Genomic DNA, 16,459 nt, shown 5'->3' on the forward strand with positions numbered 1-16,459 from the left:
TTAAATTACTATATGAGTACAACAAATAAGAAAAGACACGAAAGAACAAGAGCGCAAGAAAGTTCGAGCGCAATAGAGCGTATGTACATTACCATGCGACACTTGTTTAATCGCGGTTTTTATAAACCTATGGGTGTTTCTGGTGAAACACTAAGGGAAGCACTTCTGCTACTTCGGCCTGAAATTTATGGTTCTATAGGCGAAGAGAAAGCAGAATTAGAAGGCTTACTTTATGTTATAGATCGTTTACCTCAAGGTATAGAGGAATGTACGTTCATTAACCTAACAAGTGATGAAGGTTACGCTAATTCACATTTTAAAGCAATAATTCCGCCTAAAAGAAGGAGAAATTGTTACAGAATCGATGACGAGCAAATGAATATCGAAATCACTAGAGGTCGCTCAGAGATTTATGATATACTTACGCATCTTACATTTCTTTTTGTAGAATCTCACAAGATTAGCAAACGTGTTCTTATCGATGAAGAAGGTTCAACTGTAAGGGATTGGCAGAAATTAGAAAGTGCAGTATTATCTTCAGAAAAACTTTCTCAAAAAGATAGAGAAATAGCCATAACGCATACGGCTAATATTTTAGGAAGAACTTTTAATGAGTTAACAGAAGCCTATTCTAAATTTTCGATAGAAGGTCAGCCAGAGCGCTTACTTCATATTGTTTATTGGTTGGGAAAACTTGCGATAGAAGAAACTATAAACAATACTAAAAGAACCATAACTTTTAGTCCTGTTTTAAGAGAGCGTTTAGGGCATCATATTCATGGAGAAGTTTGGGCTGACACTATAAAGGCCGAATTACACAAAAATGGATTGCTTGAGCGTCCAATTCACATTATAAGTGCCAATATGCATAGTGTGATGAATTCTCTTTTTGCAAAAGGCATTTTGAAAGCTTCTGAAGCCAAGAAGGACATTTTTCAAACCTACGAAGCATTAAGTGATTCAAAAAACTCATTATTGCGCAATAAAGTAGAAAAATCAGCGTTGCAAAACGGAATGATCTACATTAAAGATACTTCTGGAACCAACATTGACGTGCAGATTTTCGACACAGATAAAATAGATTTTACCAAAACAGAATTCAATTACTTAAAAGATAGTGTTGAAGAAAAAGCAGTCATTTTTGTAATGGATTATGCTTTTGGTGAGCAAGCTTATGAAACTTTAGATGAGTTTTTAAAACCTATAAAAGTTGATGGCAAAAAAGTTCATTTAGATGTTCGGTCTATTTCTATTATGGGTAAAGCAGGTATTTTAGAAGGAGGTAAAGGAGATATAATGATACCTTCAGCTCATATTTTTGAAGGTACCGCAGATAATTACCCGTTTAAAAACGAACTAAGCAAAAGTGATTTATTAGATTGTGGAGTAGAAGTTTTTGAGGGTACTATGATAACTGTGCTAGGCACATCCTTACAAAACAAGGAAATACTTAAATTCTTTAAGAACTCTACGTGGAATGTGATAGGTCTCGAAATGGAAGGCGCACATTACCAAAAGGCTATTCAGGCAGCATCAAAAGTTAGGGGCAGCATAAATGAAGATGTAAAAGTTAGATATGCCTATTATGCGAGTGATAATCCTCTTGAAACAGGGAGTACTTTAGCTTCAGGAGGTTTAGGAACCTCAGGAGTAAAACCAACATACGTAATTACTAAAAAAATACTAGAACAGATTTTTAATTCATAAACAACATGAGTGACAAAACACCTCAGCAAAATGATAACGAAGAAATTGACTTAGGTCAGTTGTTCAATGCTATAGGGAGATTATTTGAAAAACTATTCAACTTTATTGGTAAGATTTTCAAAGGAATTTTTACAGCTATAATTTTAATTTTAAAACCTCTAGTTGAACATTTTAAATTAATTGCGGTTGTATTGATGGCTGCGGCAATTATTGGTTATATAGTTGATAAGTTTAAGGAGCCTGTTTACACATCTAGTATGATTGTTAAGCCTTATTTTGATTCAAAATATCAGTTAGTAAACAATGTTGACTACTTCAATGCTTTAATAAATTCTAAAAATTTAAAAGAAATATCTAAAGTTTTTGAAATAGACACTTTAAATGCTTCAAATATTTTAGAATTTGAAATTGAAGCTGGTCCTGAAACTCAGAACGATTTGTTAATTGAATACGATGAATACTTACAAGATATTGATACAAGCCTTGTAAAGGACTTTTCTTTTGAAAAATTTGTTGAAAATAGGGATATGCTCTCTAGCTCTATTTTTTCTATTACAGCAAAATCTAAAAGTGCCAATATTTTTCCTCAATTAGAAAAAGGATTTATTAAAACATTTGAAAATAAATATTCAAAAAAACTAAAGCAAAAGTTTGATTCAATATATGGAGTTGAGAAAGCGAATTATTTAGCACAATTACAAAATATTGACAAGCTTCAAAATATGTATATTGAGATTAAAACTAGTGAAGCGAATAATGGGAAACTTCAACTTTCAACAGGAAGCTTATTGCCATTAAGTCAAGAGAAGGTGGAAACCAAAGAGTTTGAATTATTTCAAGAAGAAGTAAAAATAAGGCAAGCATTAAAAAATTTAGAAGAAATAAAAATCGAAGAGCAAGATTATTATGATATAATAGCGTCTTTTGATGAAATAGGTAAAAAGGATTCAAGAGTTTTAAGTAAACTTACATTCTTGTTGCCGCTAATTATTTTTTCAATTATGGTGATTGCCTATGCTTTGATGAATATTTTCAAGTTTATAAAAAATTATGAGTATAATACCTAAAAAAATACTTATAACTGGTGGTGCTGGCTTTATTGGATCTCATGTAGTAAGACTTTTTGTAAATAAGTACCCTAACTATCATATTTTCAATTTAGATGCTTTAACCTATGCCGGTAACTTAGAAAACCTTGTAGATATTGAGTCTAAAGAAAATTATACTTTCTTAAAGGGAGATATAACAGATGAAACTTATATAACAGAGATTTTTAATAAATATAATTTCACAGATGTTATCCACCTAGCGGCTGAATCTCATGTAGACCGTTCTATAAAAGACCCCTTGGCTTTTGTAAGAACCAATGTTATAGGCACAATGGTATTGTTAAATGCTTTTAAAGGTTTGTGGAGTGGTAATTATAAGGATAAACTATTTTATCATATTAGTACAGATGAGGTTTATGGTACCTTAGGAGAAACGGGATTGTTTACAGAAAGCACATCTTACGATCCAAATTCACCTTATTCAGCATCAAAAGCTAGTTCTGACCATTTCGTTAGAGCTTATGGCGAAACATATAGTTTGCCTTATGTGATAACAAACTGTTCTAATAATTATGGGCAAAATCAATTCCCAGAGAAATTGATTCCTTTATTTATAAATAATATCATTAATAAGAAACCTTTACCGGTTTATGGAGATGGTAATTACACAAGAGATTGGTTATATGTAAAGGATCATGCCAGAGCTATTGACATGGTTTTTCATGAAGGTAAAATAGGTGAAACCTATAACATTGGTGGTTTCAACGAATGGAGAAATATTGATTTAGTAAAGCTATTATGTGATCAAATGGATCTTAAATTAGAAAGACCACAAGGAAGTTCACAAGAATTAATCACATTTGTAAAAGATCGCCCTGGGCACGATTTAAGATATGCTATAGACGCTAACAAAATAAAAGACGAATTAGGATGGATGCCATCTGTAACTTTTGAAGAAGGCCTAAAAGAAACCATAGATTGGTATTTTGATAATTCAGAATGGCTTAATAATGTAACTTCTGGAGCATATCAAACTTATTACGAAAAACAGTATTCATAGTCTATGAAAGGAATAATATTAGCAGGTGGTTCAGGAACACGATTACATCCATTGACATTGTCTGTAAGTAAGCAGTTAATGCCTATTTACGACAAGCCAATGATTTATTATCCTTTATCAACGTTGATGTATGCTGGTATTAAAGAGATTTTAATTATATCAACCCCAAAAGATTTACCACTTTTTAAAGATTTATTAGGGGATGGAGAAAAGTATGGTTGTAGCTTCTCTTATGCAGTACAGGATGAACCAAACGGTTTAGCTGAAGCTTTTATTATTGGTGAAGATTTTATTGGAAATGATAAGGTGGCATTAATTTTAGGAGATAATATTTTTTATGGCTCTGGCTTAGCATCATTACTACAAAGCAACAATGATCCAGAAGGAGGTATAATCTACGCTTATCGTGTTCACGATCCGGAACGTTATGGTGTTGTTGAATTTGATGAAAATGGTCACGCAATTTCTATTGAAGAAAAACCAATTAAGCCAAAATCAAACTATGCAGTTCCAGGTATTTACTTTTATGATAATAATGTTGTCAGTATTGCAAAAAGTATAAAACCTAGTCATAGAGGTGAGCTAGAAATCACAGATGTTAATAAAGAATATCTTAGTCAAGGAAAACTTAATGTAAGTATCCTAGATAGAGGAACCGCTTGGTTAGATACAGGTACTTTTGATTCTTTAATGCAAGCATCACAATTTGTTGAAGTCATAGAAAATAGACAAGGACTAAAAATAGGTTCTATTGAAGCAGCTGCATTTGAAATGGGCTACATCGATGAAAACCAATTTATTGAACTAGCCAATCCATTGATGAAAAGTGGCTATGGAAAAAATCTTTTAGGACTTTTAAATAAGAATAATGACAATTAAAGAAACCATGCTTGAGGGTTGTGTTATTATAGAACCTACCGTTTTTGAAGATAAAAGAGGCTATTTCTTTGAGAGTTTCAATCAAGAAAAGTTTACATCAGCAGTAGGAACATCCGTGAATTTTGTTCAAGATAACGAGTCCTTTTCTACTAAGGGAGTTTTGAGGGGCTTACATTTTCAAAAAGGGGAGTATGCTCAAGCAAAGTTAGTTAGGGTTATAAAAGGAAAGGTTTTGGACGTTGCCGTAGACTTAAGAAAAGATTCTAAAACATTCGGAAAGCACGTTTCAGTTGAATTAACAGAAGAAAATAAAAAGCAGTTATTTGTACCCAGAGGTTTTGCTCACGGTTTTGTAGTTCTGTCCGACACTGCTATATTTTCATATAAATGTGATAACTTTTATAATAAAGAGTCTGAAGATGGTATTTTATATAATGATCCTGATTTAGATATTGATTGGAAATTGCCAGAAGAAGAATTAATTATTTCTGAAAAGGACGTCGTTCTTCCTAGTTTCAAAAATGTAGAACTATGGTAAATGTTCTAGTTACAGGCGGAAATGGTCAACTAGCGAATTGCTTAGATAGTATTTCAAATCGTTATAAAAATATTAATCTAATCTTTAAAAGTTCATCAGATTTAGACATTACAGACTACAAGAAAATACAACAATATTTTTCTGAAAATAATTTAGATTACTGTGTAAACTGTGCGGCATATACAGCGGTAGATAAAGCCGAATCAGAACAAGAGAAAGCTTTTGCTATTAATGAAAAAGCTGTAGAAAACTTAGCTAATATTTGCGCTAAGTCTTCTGTGACGCTTATTCATATTTCAACAGATTTTGTTTTTGATGGGCAAAGTTCAATGGCATACAAAGAAACCGATACTACATATCCCATAGGTGTTTATGGCACCTCAAAACTTAATGGAGAAGAAGCGATTAAAAGTATATGTAATCAGTACTTCATTATTAGAACCTCGTGGTTGTACTCAGAGTTCCAAACTAATTTTATGAAAACTATGCTCAGACTTTCTGAAACAAGATATGAGTTGAGCGTTGTTGAAGATCAAATAGGAACACCGACTTACGCTACGGACTTAGCTGAGGTAATCTTTGAAATCATAGAATCTAAATCAAACAGATACGGCACATATCATTTTAGTAACGAAGGGGTTGCTAGTTGGTATGATTTTGCTTTTACTATCTTTGAAGAAGAGAAAAAGAAAACAAAAGTAATTCCTATAAAATCTAAAGATTTTCCAACAGCAGCACAAAGACCTCATTTTAGTGTCTTGGATAAAAGTAAAATAAAGGAAGCTTTAAAAATTGAAATTCCACATTGGAAAGCAAGTTTAAAAAAAGCATTAATCAATTTAAAAAACATACAAAAAAAGCATAATGAGTAAAGTAGCATTAATAACAGGCGTTACAGGGCAAGATGGCGCTTATTTAAGTGAATTTCTACTAAAAAAGGGATACACAGTTCATGGTATAAAACGTCGTTCTTCACTTTTTAATACAGATAGAATCGATCACTTGTATCAAGACCCTCATGAAGAAAATGCTAATTTCTTTTTGCATTATGGGGATTTAACTGATAGCACTAATCTTATCAGGATTATTCAGGATGTAAAGCCAGATGAAATCTATAATTTGGCAGCTATGTCCCATGTGCATGTATCTTTTGAGACACCAGAATACACTGCAAATGCAGATGGTATTGGAACATTAAGAATATTGGAGGCTGTTAGAATTTTAGGATTAGAAAAAACCACTAAAATATACCAAGCCTCAACTTCAGAGTTATATGGAAAAGTACAAGAAGTTCCTCAGACCGAAAAAACACCATTTTACCCAAGAAGTCCTTATGCAGTAGCAAAAATGTATGCCTATTGGATTACTGTAAATTACAGAGAGGCTTACGGTATGTATGCGTGTAATGGTATACTTTTCAATCATGAGTCTCCAATACGAGGTGAAACGTTTGTAACTAGAAAAATTACAAGAGCAACATCAAAAATAGCTTTAGGGCTTCAAGATAAAATATATCTTGGAAATTTAGACGCCCAAAGAGATTGGGGCCATGCAAAGGACTACATTAGAATGATGTGGATGATTCTTCAAGCAGATGAACCAGAAGATTGGGTAATTGCAACAGGAAAAACAACTACGGTTAGGGATTTTGTAAAAATGTGTTTCTCACATGTTGGTATTGAATTAGAGTTCAAAGGAAAAGGATCAGCTGAAAAAGGCTATGTAAAAGCATGTAACAACGAAAACTATCAATTAGAAGTTGGTAAGGAAGTTATAGCTGTTGACGAAAAGTATTTTAGACCAACCGAAGTCGATTTACTTATTGGTGATGCTACAAAGGCCAAAGAAAAATTAGGTTGGGTTCCAGAATACGATTTACCAGCTCTAGTAGAAGATATGATGTCTAGTGATATCAAATTAATGCAAAAGCAACAGTACTTAAAAGATGGTGGTTATAGAATCAAAAATTATTTTGAATAATGAATAAAGATTCTAAAATTTATGTAGCTGGACACAGAGGTTTGGTTGGGAGTGCTATACTCAATAACCTGAAATCTAAAGGTTACAGCAATATTATAACTCGAACACATAAAGAACTTGATTTAACAGATCAAAACGAAACAAAGGCTTTTTTTGAAAAGGAGAAGCCAGATTACGTGTTTTTAGCAGCAGCAAAAGTTGGCGGAATAGTAGCAAACAATGTTTATAGAGGAGAGTTTATCTACGATAATATGATGATTCAGAATAATGTGATTCATCAAAGTTATTTAAACGGAGTTAAGAAGCTCTTATTTTTAGGAAGTACATGTATATATCCTAAAAATTGTCCACAACCAATGAGGGAAGATTATTTGTTAACAGACACATTAGAGTATACTAATGAACCTTATGCTATCGCAAAAATTGCAGGTATAAAGATGTGTGAAAGTTACAACCTTCAGTATGGTACTAACTTTATTTCTGTAATGCCAACCAATCTTTATGGCCCTAACGATAATTTCGATTTAGAAAAATCACATGTATTGCCAGCTTTAATCAGAAAGATTTATTTGGCAAAACTACTTTCTGAAGAAAAGTATAATGAGGTTGTTGCAGATTTAGGTGTAGAAACCATAGAAGAGGCTAAAGAATATCTTTCAAACTTTGGTGTCTCTGCTAAGAGTGTTGAAATTTGGGGCTCAGGAAAGCCTAGAAGAGAGTTTTTATGGTCAGAGGACATGGCAGATGCTTGTGTGTTTATAATGGAAAATAGAGACTTTAAAGATACGTTTAAAGCTAATGAAAAAGAAATTCGAAATACACATATCAACATAGGCACAGGAAAAGATATTTCTATTGCTGAGCTCGCCGAAACGATAAAGACTACTATAGGTTTTAAAGGTAATTTAGTGTACAATACCAACAAGCCAGATGGCACCATGAAAAAACTCACAGATGTCTCTAAACTAAATGATTTAGGTTGGAAGCATAAAATTGAATTGGATGAAGGAATCAAGAAGATTTTTAGCTGGTATATTGAATAAAAAAAAGACTTCTCTTTAAATTAAGTTATAAAATTTTATTAAATAATAGACCAAAATTTTTAATTGATCGCTTAGCTAGGTATAGAGTTATATAGAATATATATGATATATTGAACAATAGTGATTCCTAAATGAACTCAAAAAAACTATATCATATATAGCTTATATTCTAAATTTTTTTTTCATGATAAAATACAAACTAAAGAAATTTGAATATGCAACAAGATTATTGTTTGTTAATTCTTTAACTTTTGTTAATAAATCGCCTATAATTGTTGAGTATCCAAAGTCTGGTGGTACATGGTTAGCTCAGTTAATTGCAGGTAGCTTAGATATACCATTTCCCAGAAATACTTATCCTAAATTAGTAAAATCAGTATACCATTCTCATTATTTACCAAAATTTTTAATCAAAGAGAATAAGAATATTATTTGGCTATTGAGAGATGGAAGAGACATAATGGTATCGTCATATTTTCATCATTTAATATGGAACGATAAGAACAGAAAAGATAAAAAATTAGTTGATTATTATAGAGGTAAACTAAATTTTGATGATTTTGATGATATTAAAACTAATTTACCAGTATATATAGATTTCTTATTTAAAAATACTCCTTCTAAAATGACTTTTTTTAACCATCCAGGCAATTGGGGTGATTACAACAAGGCATGGCTTAATTTTTATAGAACAAGAAAAAATATTTATTTAGTCAGGTACGAGGATTTATTAGAAGACACATATAAGGAAATAGAAAAATTAAATAGAGAATTTTTAGGGGTGCAAATTAATGAAAAATCAGATTTGGAAAAAATTATTAAGAAGTACTCTTTTGAAAACCAGACAAAGCGTAAACGTGGTAACGAAAACACTACTAGTTTTTTAAGAAAGGGTATAGTAGGGGATTGGAAGAATTATTTTAATGAAGATGCAAAAAGTATATTTAAAAAGCATCACGGGGAAATTCTTATAGAATTAGGTTACGAAAAGGATTTAAACTGGTAAATATAGTTTGTATGAGATTATCCCCTCTTTTTTTTAAAGCTCTAAAAGACCCAATAACTAAAAGAAGTTTAAGTGTCCTTTTTTTAAGAGTATTAGGATCTGGTCTACAAATATTAATTTTGCTGTTACTTACAAATTATGCTTCTGAAGAGTTAGTAGGACAATATAATTTTTTTAATTCTACGATACTATTACTTAGTTCATTAACCCTCTTGGGTATGAATACTTCTTTTCTTCAGTTTGTCGGAAAGTTTGAAGCTTATGGAAATTTTGGGAAGATTGTTTCATTATACAAAAGAAAACTTATCCTATTAGTTAGCTCCTACTTACTAGTAATAGTGACATATATAATTTTGTCTAACGGTTTTGATATTGAATATTTTCAGGATATTCAACTAATGTCTGTTTTAGATAAAGCTCTTATAACATTACTGCCCTTCTCTATAGCAATGTTAAATTTTGAAGTTTTAAGGGCATTTGATATGTTATATATTTCAGAATTGTTTAGAAACATAGGTAGGTTTGGACTCTTTTTTATTTTTCTATGTGTTTTAATTCTCTTTGATAAAATAAGTATTGTCCTAGATATATTTGTTATATCAATTCTAATCTTGGCTATTTTTTCAACTATTTTAATTGTTTTTAAATTAATGAAAATCAAACAGGTATATGTTAAAGAGAAAACGTCTTTCATAGAGATTATCAAGGTATCCTTTCCGATGTCATTTAGTTTAATTTCATTATTAATAATGCAAAGCATAGATGTTTATACTCTTGAATATTACTATGGGTTCGAAATAATTGCATATTATGGTATTGCTGTTAAAATTTCAGCAATAGTTGGTATCATTCTTACTTCAATTAATGCTACAATTGCACCTAAAATTTCAGAATTATATTTTAAAAAGGATAAAAAAAACTTGAGATTAATTATTAAAAAGGCGACGTTATTAAATGCTACTTTATCACTACCTCTAATAATACTTATAATTTTTTTTTCAGGCCAAGTATTCAGATTATTTGGAGCAAACTATATTTTAGCTCAAAACGCACTAAACATTATTTTGATAGGTCAAATAGTAAACGTTTTGTGTGGTCCAGTTGGATTATATCTCAATATGACTTCAAAACAATTTTTTCTTCAAAAGACATTAGTCTTTGCATTAGTCATTAACATTATTACAAATTTTATTTTGATTCCTAAGTATGAAATGTTAGGAGCTGCTATAAGTACCGCATTTTCATTTATATTTTGGAATATTATAGGAGTAATATATGTTATTAAAACAGATAGAGTAAACCTTTCCGTTTTCAATCTTTTAGGAGGGTTTATTAAATAATTAAATATACTTTTGTTTCTATATTAAGAAGATTTTCAACTTATCTTCTTTCAAAAAATTAAAATTCTCTATCTGAGAAACCATGATTAAAATTAATATTTTATATACAAAAGAAATATATATAATACTGTATTAGAGTTAACTGTACTAGTTAGGAAATAAAGTAATTTTTTAAAATTAAATGAATTTAAGGAAAGTATTTTTACTGATTTACATATTGCTTAGTACTATTCTGTTTGCATCATTTAGTTGTGATATATTTGTTTGGGCTTCATTTTTTATTAGTTTTTTGGTAATTAGCCTAATAGCATACTATCACTTGTTTATAGAAAAGGAGTATTCACCTTTTATTTCTGCTTATATTGTTTTTAATTATTTGTTTTTTTTACTTGCACCAATAATTCAAATAGGCAGCTTTACCGATACAAATAATAGGTTTGCAACGATGTTCGTTTATAATATCGGATTGACTCTTAAAACAAATGCAATAATTGTTTTTTTTAATATCATTTTTTTCTTTTCTTATGTTTATTTTAAAAAGAAGTTCAAAAGTAAAATAACTAGAGTTGTTGTATCAAAAAAAGACAAAACCTTACCCCTAACACTTTTGATTCTTTTAATAATTAGTCTTACGGTTTTGTTTTTTAGCTTAGATTTTATAATGGATGAGTTTGCTAGACCTAGTTGGAAAAAATCTACTTACTCGGTATTTGAACTTTTGGTACAAAAAAAGGTCTTGTTTATGATTCCTTTTGCAACTATAATTTTATGTAGTCAGTTCTATAAAAGTCAAAATAAAAAAAATAATAATGCAATTATTATTTTTTTTATTTTAATATTTTCAATTATAATCTTGTTTTGGTTTAAGAACCCTCTTACTGAAAAGCGTAATGCATTAGGACCAATTTATATTGGTTTAATTTTTATTTTTTTTCCTAAAATACTAAACACTAATGTTAAAATTATGTCATTTTTATTTTTTGCTATGATATTACTTTTTCCGTTATTTCAAATTTTCACTCACATAGATTATTCATTTGAAGCAATAGTTAATAATCCCAAATTAATACTTGAGGAGTTTACTAATACTAAATTTGCAGAAACTTTTAACACCCTAAATTATGATGCATATTCAAATATATCTGCAACAATTGAATATGTCTCTATGAATGGGTTTTCCTATGGTTATCAATTATTAAGTGGTTTATTGTTTTTTGTTCCTAGATCTATCTGGGAATCTAAACCAATATCGACAGGAGAACTTATAGGTGATTTTATTATAGATGAATATGGGTTTAACTTTAACAATTTATCCAATCCACTTGTATCGGAGGGTTATGTGAATTTTGGGATATTTGGGGTTATACTATTATCTCTAGTGCTGTCTTTTATCGTAGTAAGATTTTTAATATGGCTTAATAGTCGAGATCAGCTAAAAAAGAATATTGCCTTTTACTTTTCAATTCATATGCTTTTTTTACTTAGAGGTGATTTTACAAATGGTTATGCATATTTTATCGGGACTATCTTAGGAGTGTTACTGATACCAAAATTTGTGAATAAAGCGGTCAAATTGATGTTAAAAAAATAACTATGCATATTTCAGACAAATTGAAATTTAAACTACTTGATTTGAGTCTTTTGCAAATGTTTGCTTTGCCATTATTTCCCTCAAACCTTAAACCTTACAATATTGCTTTTTTTGGTTTGGTAATTCTATTTATTAATAGAAAAAACGATTTTACATTTGATTTTAAGAGTTTTTTTATCAACTCATCTATTTATCTTTTAATGATTTTAAGTTTGTTGTATTCAGAAAATCTACACTATGCTTTCAAAAAGTTAGAGACAATGGCTTCTTTGATAATTTTTCCGATGATTTTTTCTTTGTATCCCCAAACAATGATTAAGAAACTTCAACACAATAGAAATAGATATATGATAGTTTTCTTTGGTTCAGTATTACTATTTAATGCTATTTCCTTTATATATCATCTAGGACATCACAAGAGTATGATTTTTATTCATTATCCTACTTTAAATAGGATTGCTCAAGGGGCATTTAATATTCATCCGATATATCTATCTATGCATATTTGTATAGCATTGCTGTTTTCTTTCTTTATAATAATAGAGGTTAAATCTAACTATAAAAAAGCTGTATTAATTTTTTTAGATTTTTTGCTAATAGGCTTTTTATTTATTTTGATAAAAAAAGGACCTGTTATTGTTTTGGGTATTACTTTTTTATTATTTCTCTTATTTCAGAGAAATAAGAGATTACTTTATGTTGGTTTAGCAATAATGGTTATTAATTTAGTAGTTATTTCTAGTATTCCAGAATACAGAGAGAAATTTTCTGAACTTACGAAAGTGGATAATGTAGAAACAGGTGGAATAACATCAACCAATATTAGATATAATATATATAAATCTTCAATTAAAAAAATTATAGAATCACCTTTGATAGGCTTTGGTGTAGGAGACCATAAAGATGAACTTTTGGAAAGCTTAAAAAAAGATTCTCCAATCCTATATGAAGGCAAATATAACTCACACAATCAGTATATTAGTTTTACGTTGTCTATGGGACTTATCGGTTTGTTAACGTTTTTATGTTTTTTGTGCTATAACTTGACTTTAGCTATTCGCTATGATAATCAAGTTCTTATACTCTTGCTTATTTTTTACGGACTTACTATGTCTTTTGAAAATATTTTAGAAAGAGAGGACGGTGTTATTTATTTTAGCTTTTTTATTGGTTATTTTGCTCTATATACGCGTTATACTCATAGTTTAGAATTAAATAAAGGCACTGAAAAAACAGAGAGGTCTACAGTAACTAGTACAATTAAGTGAAAAAAAATATATTATTAATAGGAACTTTTCCTCCACCAATTTCTGGTGTTAGTTTAGCTAACTTAGTTTTAAGGAAAGGATTACAAATCAGAGGAATAAATGTTGGTTTTATTAATACAGAAAATCAAACTAAAATTAAAGGAAACACTGGTAGTATTTCATTAGACAAATTTAAAGTTCTAATTTCTTACTTTCAGATTTACAAAATACCTTTTTACAGAATAGTAAATATTACAATTGGTCAAACTTTTTTTGGTGTTTGTAAATACTTACCTTTTTTGTTGATAACAAAGATTTTTAGAATACCAACTATAGTCCATTTACATGGAGGATATTTAAAAAATGAATTTGAAAATCAAAGTGTAATAAAAAAGAAGTTTATGCTTTTTACCTTAAACTTATTTGATTATGGTATTGTTCTCTCAGAGTCTTTGACAAGTCACCTTTCTTTTTTTCTTAGTAGAGAAAAAATTTTTATCTGTAAAAATTTTTTTCAGGATAGGCTTTATCCTAATCTTCAAATAAATAAAAATTATAGTGAAGTAAGACTTATATTTTTAAGTAACCTTATAGAGGGAAAAGGTATAAATCTATTGTTAAAGGCATTAGAGAGTATTGATTCATCTAAAATTAAGGTTAGAGTTGCAGGAAATATTCCACCAGAAAATGAGAAAGTTAAGTTGTTGATGCAAAATTTAACTAATGTAGAATATCTTGGTGTAGTAGAAGGAAAGGAGAAAATAAAACTGCTTGAATGGGGAAATGTGTTTTGTCTACCCACTTTTTATGATCGTGGGGAAGGTCAACCAATTTCTATAATTGAGGCAATGGCATTTGGGAGTTTGATTTTAACAACAAAACATGGTGGCATTCCTGATATTTGTACAGATAAAAATGCAATTTTTGTTAAGAAAAATGATGTGGAAGATTTAAGGATTAAGATAAATGAAATAATAAATCATAAACAAATTATAGAAACTAAAGGTATTTTAAATAAAGACTATGCAAATAAAAATTTTAAAGAAGAGATATTTATATCAAGCATGATTAAAATTTTCGAAAAATGTCGTAAAAATTAATCTTTTATTCAAAACGAGTAGTTTTGTTTTAAAGAAAACAATATAGATGAATGTTTTATATTCGAAAATTCGTATTGAAAATATTTTATATAAACTCATGATTATATCTTTTTTTTAATAAAGGTTTTAAATGAATAATTATACACATCAAAATCTTCTAAATTTTAAAAACCCAAGAGGTTTTAGGGGAAAGTCTAAAATTATAGTGCAGTTATGGCGATTAACCTATATTATTTTCTTTAGAAATTCACCTCAATTTTTTTATGTTTGGAGGCGTTTTCTGTTAAGAATTTTTGGCGCTGATATTGGAAAAAAGGTGATTATAAGACCAACGGCACAAATCACATATCCATGGAAAGTTTCTATTGGAGACTATAGTTGGATAGGTGATGAGGTAGTATTATATTCTCTTGGAAAAATAGAAATAGGGAGTAATACTGTGATTTCTCAAAGAAGTTATATATGCACTGGCTCTCACAAGTACAATTCAGATAATTTTGATATTTTTTCCCAACAAATAACGATAGGCAGTAAATGTTGGTTAGCTACAGATGTATATGTAGCTCCTTCGGTAAGTATAGGAGATTATACTGTTGTCGGTGCAAGAAGTAGTGTGTTTAATAATTTACCACCCAATAAAATTTGTTTTGGTTCTCCTGCTAAAATTATAAAAGACAGGGTATAATCTATGAAAATTACTAATATAACTTTCATAGGGTTAAATTATGCACCTGAAGATACAGCAATAGGGTTGTACTCTACTCAATGGGCTGAATATTTAAAAAGTGTAGGATATGAGGTTACAGTAGTAACGGCATTTCCTTATTATCCAAAGTGGGAAATTTCTAAGACTTATAAAGACAAAAAAACGTTCTTAAAAGAGGAATTGAACGGTAATACTATATTAAGATATAAACAATACGTGCCTAAAAAACCCACTTTTCTAAAGAGGGTTATACATTTAATAGATTTCACTTTTGGTTCTTTTATAAATATTTTGAAAATAAAGAATTGTGATTTAGTAATATCAGTTGTTCCTTTTACATCTTCAATTTTTCTAGGATATATTCTTAAAAAAAAATTCAATGCCAAATTGTGGGTTCACATACAAGACTTTGAGTTTGATGCAGCTTTGCAAACTGGAGTTAGTGAAAAAAAGAATATAATATTTTCTTCACTATTTTCTATTGAAAAATGGTTGCTTTCCAAAGCAAACTTAGCAAGTACTATTAGCTATAGTATGATGGAAAGATTAAAAAAGAAAACAGAATCAAAAGCATATTTTTTACCGAATTGGATTGATGAGAAAGCAATTGACCCAAAACAGTCGAGTATTCATAGATATCTAAATTCAAGAAAAATTAAGATTTTATACTCTGGAAATATTGGAGATAAGCAGGATTGGGATGCTTTTTTAAAATTCTGTAATGATATTAATCCTGAAAAATATGATGTAATAATTGTTGGAAATGGCTCAAAAAAAGATTGGCTATTACAAAAAACAGAAAATTTTAAAAATATTAAATATTATAATCCTGTACCTTTTAATGAGCTGTCTGATTTGTTATGCAGTACAGACATACACGTTTTATTTCAAAAGACAGAAGTTGTAGATACGGTAATGCCATCTAAAGTATTAGGTATGATAGCTAGTACAAAACCATCAATAATAATAGGTAATAATAAATCAGAAGTTAAGTCGATTATTATGGCCTCAAAAGGAGGTTTGTTTTTTTCAGAGTATTCAAAAGATGTTGTTCATGACTTAGAATTACTTCTGTCTGATAAGGAGCGTTTGGAAATGAACGGTAATCTAGCTCGAGAGTTTGTGATAGAAAATTTCTCTAAGACTAAAATTCTAAATAGAATGTTAGACAAGTTGAAGCAATTATAAACACTTGTTTAAAACTATGTGTTTT

Annotated in this window: 15 protein-coding genes; all 15 read left to right on the forward strand. The window is 29.6% G+C overall.

Annotated elements, in window-relative coordinates; genetic code table 11:
* Positions 1-12 precede the first annotated feature (12 nt).
* Positions 13-1,707, forward strand: coding sequence for a DUF6909 family protein (locus AC2H4K_RS07760; protein ID WP_493743024.1), 1,695 nt, complete (start codon positions 13-15; stop codon positions 1,705-1,707).
* 5 nt (positions 1,708-1,712) lie between these two features.
* Positions 1,713-2,774 (forward strand): YveK family protein, encoded by a 1,062-nt coding sequence (locus tag AC2H4K_RS07765; protein ID WP_281140719.1) that lies wholly within the window; start codon positions 1,713-1,715, stop codon positions 2,772-2,774.
* Positions 2,758-3,816 (forward strand): dTDP-glucose 4,6-dehydratase, encoded by a 1,059-nt coding sequence (rfbB, locus tag AC2H4K_RS07770; protein ID WP_281140718.1) that lies wholly within the window; start codon positions 2,758-2,760, stop codon positions 3,814-3,816. Before AC2H4K_RS07765 ends, rfbB begins: the two co-directional genes overlap by 17 nt.
* Positions 3,817-3,819: 3 nt before the next feature.
* Positions 3,820-4,695: a glucose-1-phosphate thymidylyltransferase RfbA gene (rfbA, locus tag AC2H4K_RS07775; protein WP_281140717.1), complete on the forward strand. Its 876-nt coding sequence runs from the start codon at positions 3,820-3,822 to the stop codon at positions 4,693-4,695.
* Complete coding sequence (rfbC, locus tag AC2H4K_RS07780) at positions 4,685-5,233, forward strand: dTDP-4-dehydrorhamnose 3,5-epimerase (protein WP_281140716.1); 549 nt, start codon at positions 4,685-4,687, stop codon at positions 5,231-5,233. The genes rfbA and rfbC overlap by 11 nt, the downstream gene beginning before the upstream one ends.
* Positions 5,227-6,105 carry a dTDP-4-dehydrorhamnose reductase gene (rfbD, locus tag AC2H4K_RS07785; RefSeq protein WP_281140715.1) on the forward strand — a complete coding sequence of 293 codons (879 nt, stop codon included), beginning with the start codon at positions 5,227-5,229 and terminating at the stop codon, positions 6,103-6,105. The genes rfbC and rfbD overlap by 7 nt, the downstream gene beginning before the upstream one ends.
* The gene (gene gmd, locus AC2H4K_RS07790) at positions 6,098-7,213 is read left to right on the forward strand and encodes a GDP-mannose 4,6-dehydratase (RefSeq protein ID WP_281140714.1); all 1,116 of its coding nucleotides are present in this window, start codon (positions 6,098-6,100) and stop codon (positions 7,211-7,213) included. Before rfbD ends, gmd begins: the two co-directional genes overlap by 8 nt.
* Entirely contained in the window at positions 7,213-8,256 is a 1,044-nt protein-coding gene (locus AC2H4K_RS07795) for a GDP-L-fucose synthase family protein (RefSeq protein WP_281140713.1), read from the forward strand. The genes gmd and AC2H4K_RS07795 overlap by 1 nt, the downstream gene beginning before the upstream one ends.
* A 184-nt stretch (positions 8,257-8,440) precedes the next feature.
* Complete coding sequence (locus AC2H4K_RS07800; RefSeq protein WP_281140712.1) at positions 8,441-9,262, forward strand: sulfotransferase domain-containing protein; 822 nt, start codon at positions 8,441-8,443, stop codon at positions 9,260-9,262.
* Between the two features lie 11 nt (positions 9,263-9,273).
* A complete protein-coding gene (locus tag AC2H4K_RS07805) occupies positions 9,274-10,602 on the forward strand; it encodes an MATE family efflux transporter (protein ID WP_281140711.1) in 1,329 nt (442 codons plus the stop codon).
* 319 nt (positions 10,603-10,921) lie between these two features.
* Positions 10,922-12,193, forward strand: coding sequence for an O-antigen polysaccharide polymerase Wzy (gene wzy / locus AC2H4K_RS07810; RefSeq protein WP_493743025.1), 1,272 nt, complete (start codon positions 10,922-10,924; stop codon positions 12,191-12,193).
* Positions 12,194-12,195: 2 nt separating this feature from the next.
* Positions 12,196-13,461: an O-antigen ligase family protein gene (locus AC2H4K_RS07815; protein WP_281140709.1), complete on the forward strand. Its 1,266-nt coding sequence runs from the start codon at positions 12,196-12,198 to the stop codon at positions 13,459-13,461.
* On the forward strand, positions 13,458-14,540 hold the full coding sequence (locus AC2H4K_RS07820) for a glycosyltransferase family 4 protein (protein ID WP_281140708.1): 1,083 nt from the start codon (positions 13,458-13,460) through the stop codon (positions 14,538-14,540). Before AC2H4K_RS07815 ends, AC2H4K_RS07820 begins: the two co-directional genes overlap by 4 nt.
* A 130-nt stretch (positions 14,541-14,670) precedes the next feature.
* Entirely contained in the window at positions 14,671-15,225 is a 555-nt protein-coding gene (locus AC2H4K_RS07825; RefSeq protein ID WP_281140707.1) for a putative colanic acid biosynthesis acetyltransferase, read from the forward strand.
* A 3-nt stretch (positions 15,226-15,228) separates the two neighbouring features.
* Positions 15,229-16,434, forward strand: a complete 1,206-nt coding sequence (locus AC2H4K_RS07830) for a WcaI family glycosyltransferase (RefSeq protein WP_281140706.1) — start codon at positions 15,229-15,231, stop codon at positions 16,432-16,434.
* Positions 16,435-16,459 lie beyond the last annotated feature (25 nt).

The sequence above is a fragment of the Winogradskyella sp. 266wxhm genome (assembly GCF_058964685.1).

What these genes read in the sequence shown, in the direction of transcription:
- AC2H4K_RS07760 (WP_493743024.1), top strand. Translation starts at nt 13, where the DNA reads ATGAGTACAACAAATAAGAAAAGACACGAAAGAACAAGAGCGCAAGAA.
- AC2H4K_RS07765 (WP_281140719.1), top strand. Translation starts at nt 1,713, where the DNA reads ATGAGTGACAAAACACCTCAGCAAAATGATAACGAAGAAATTGACTTA.
- rfbB (WP_281140718.1), top strand. Translation starts at nt 2,758, where the DNA reads ATGAGTATAATACCTAAAAAAATACTTATAACTGGTGGTGCTGGCTTT.
- rfbA (WP_281140717.1), top strand. Translation starts at nt 3,820, where the DNA reads ATGAAAGGAATAATATTAGCAGGTGGTTCAGGAACACGATTACATCCA.
- rfbC (WP_281140716.1), top strand. Translation starts at nt 4,685, where the DNA reads ATGACAATTAAAGAAACCATGCTTGAGGGTTGTGTTATTATAGAACCT.
- rfbD (WP_281140715.1), top strand. Translation starts at nt 5,227, where the DNA reads ATGGTAAATGTTCTAGTTACAGGCGGAAATGGTCAACTAGCGAATTGC.
- gmd (WP_281140714.1), top strand. Translation starts at nt 6,098, where the DNA reads ATGAGTAAAGTAGCATTAATAACAGGCGTTACAGGGCAAGATGGCGCT.
- AC2H4K_RS07795 (WP_281140713.1), top strand. Translation starts at nt 7,213, where the DNA reads ATGAATAAAGATTCTAAAATTTATGTAGCTGGACACAGAGGTTTGGTT.
- AC2H4K_RS07800 (WP_281140712.1), top strand. Translation starts at nt 8,441, where the DNA reads ATGATAAAATACAAACTAAAGAAATTTGAATATGCAACAAGATTATTG.
- AC2H4K_RS07805 (WP_281140711.1), top strand. Translation starts at nt 9,274, where the DNA reads ATGAGATTATCCCCTCTTTTTTTTAAAGCTCTAAAAGACCCAATAACT.
- AC2H4K_RS07815 (WP_281140709.1), top strand. Translation starts at nt 12,196, where the DNA reads ATGCATATTTCAGACAAATTGAAATTTAAACTACTTGATTTGAGTCTT.
- AC2H4K_RS07825 (WP_281140707.1), top strand. Translation starts at nt 14,671, where the DNA reads ATGAATAATTATACACATCAAAATCTTCTAAATTTTAAAAACCCAAGA.
- AC2H4K_RS07830 (WP_281140706.1), top strand. Translation starts at nt 15,229, where the DNA reads ATGAAAATTACTAATATAACTTTCATAGGGTTAAATTATGCACCTGAA.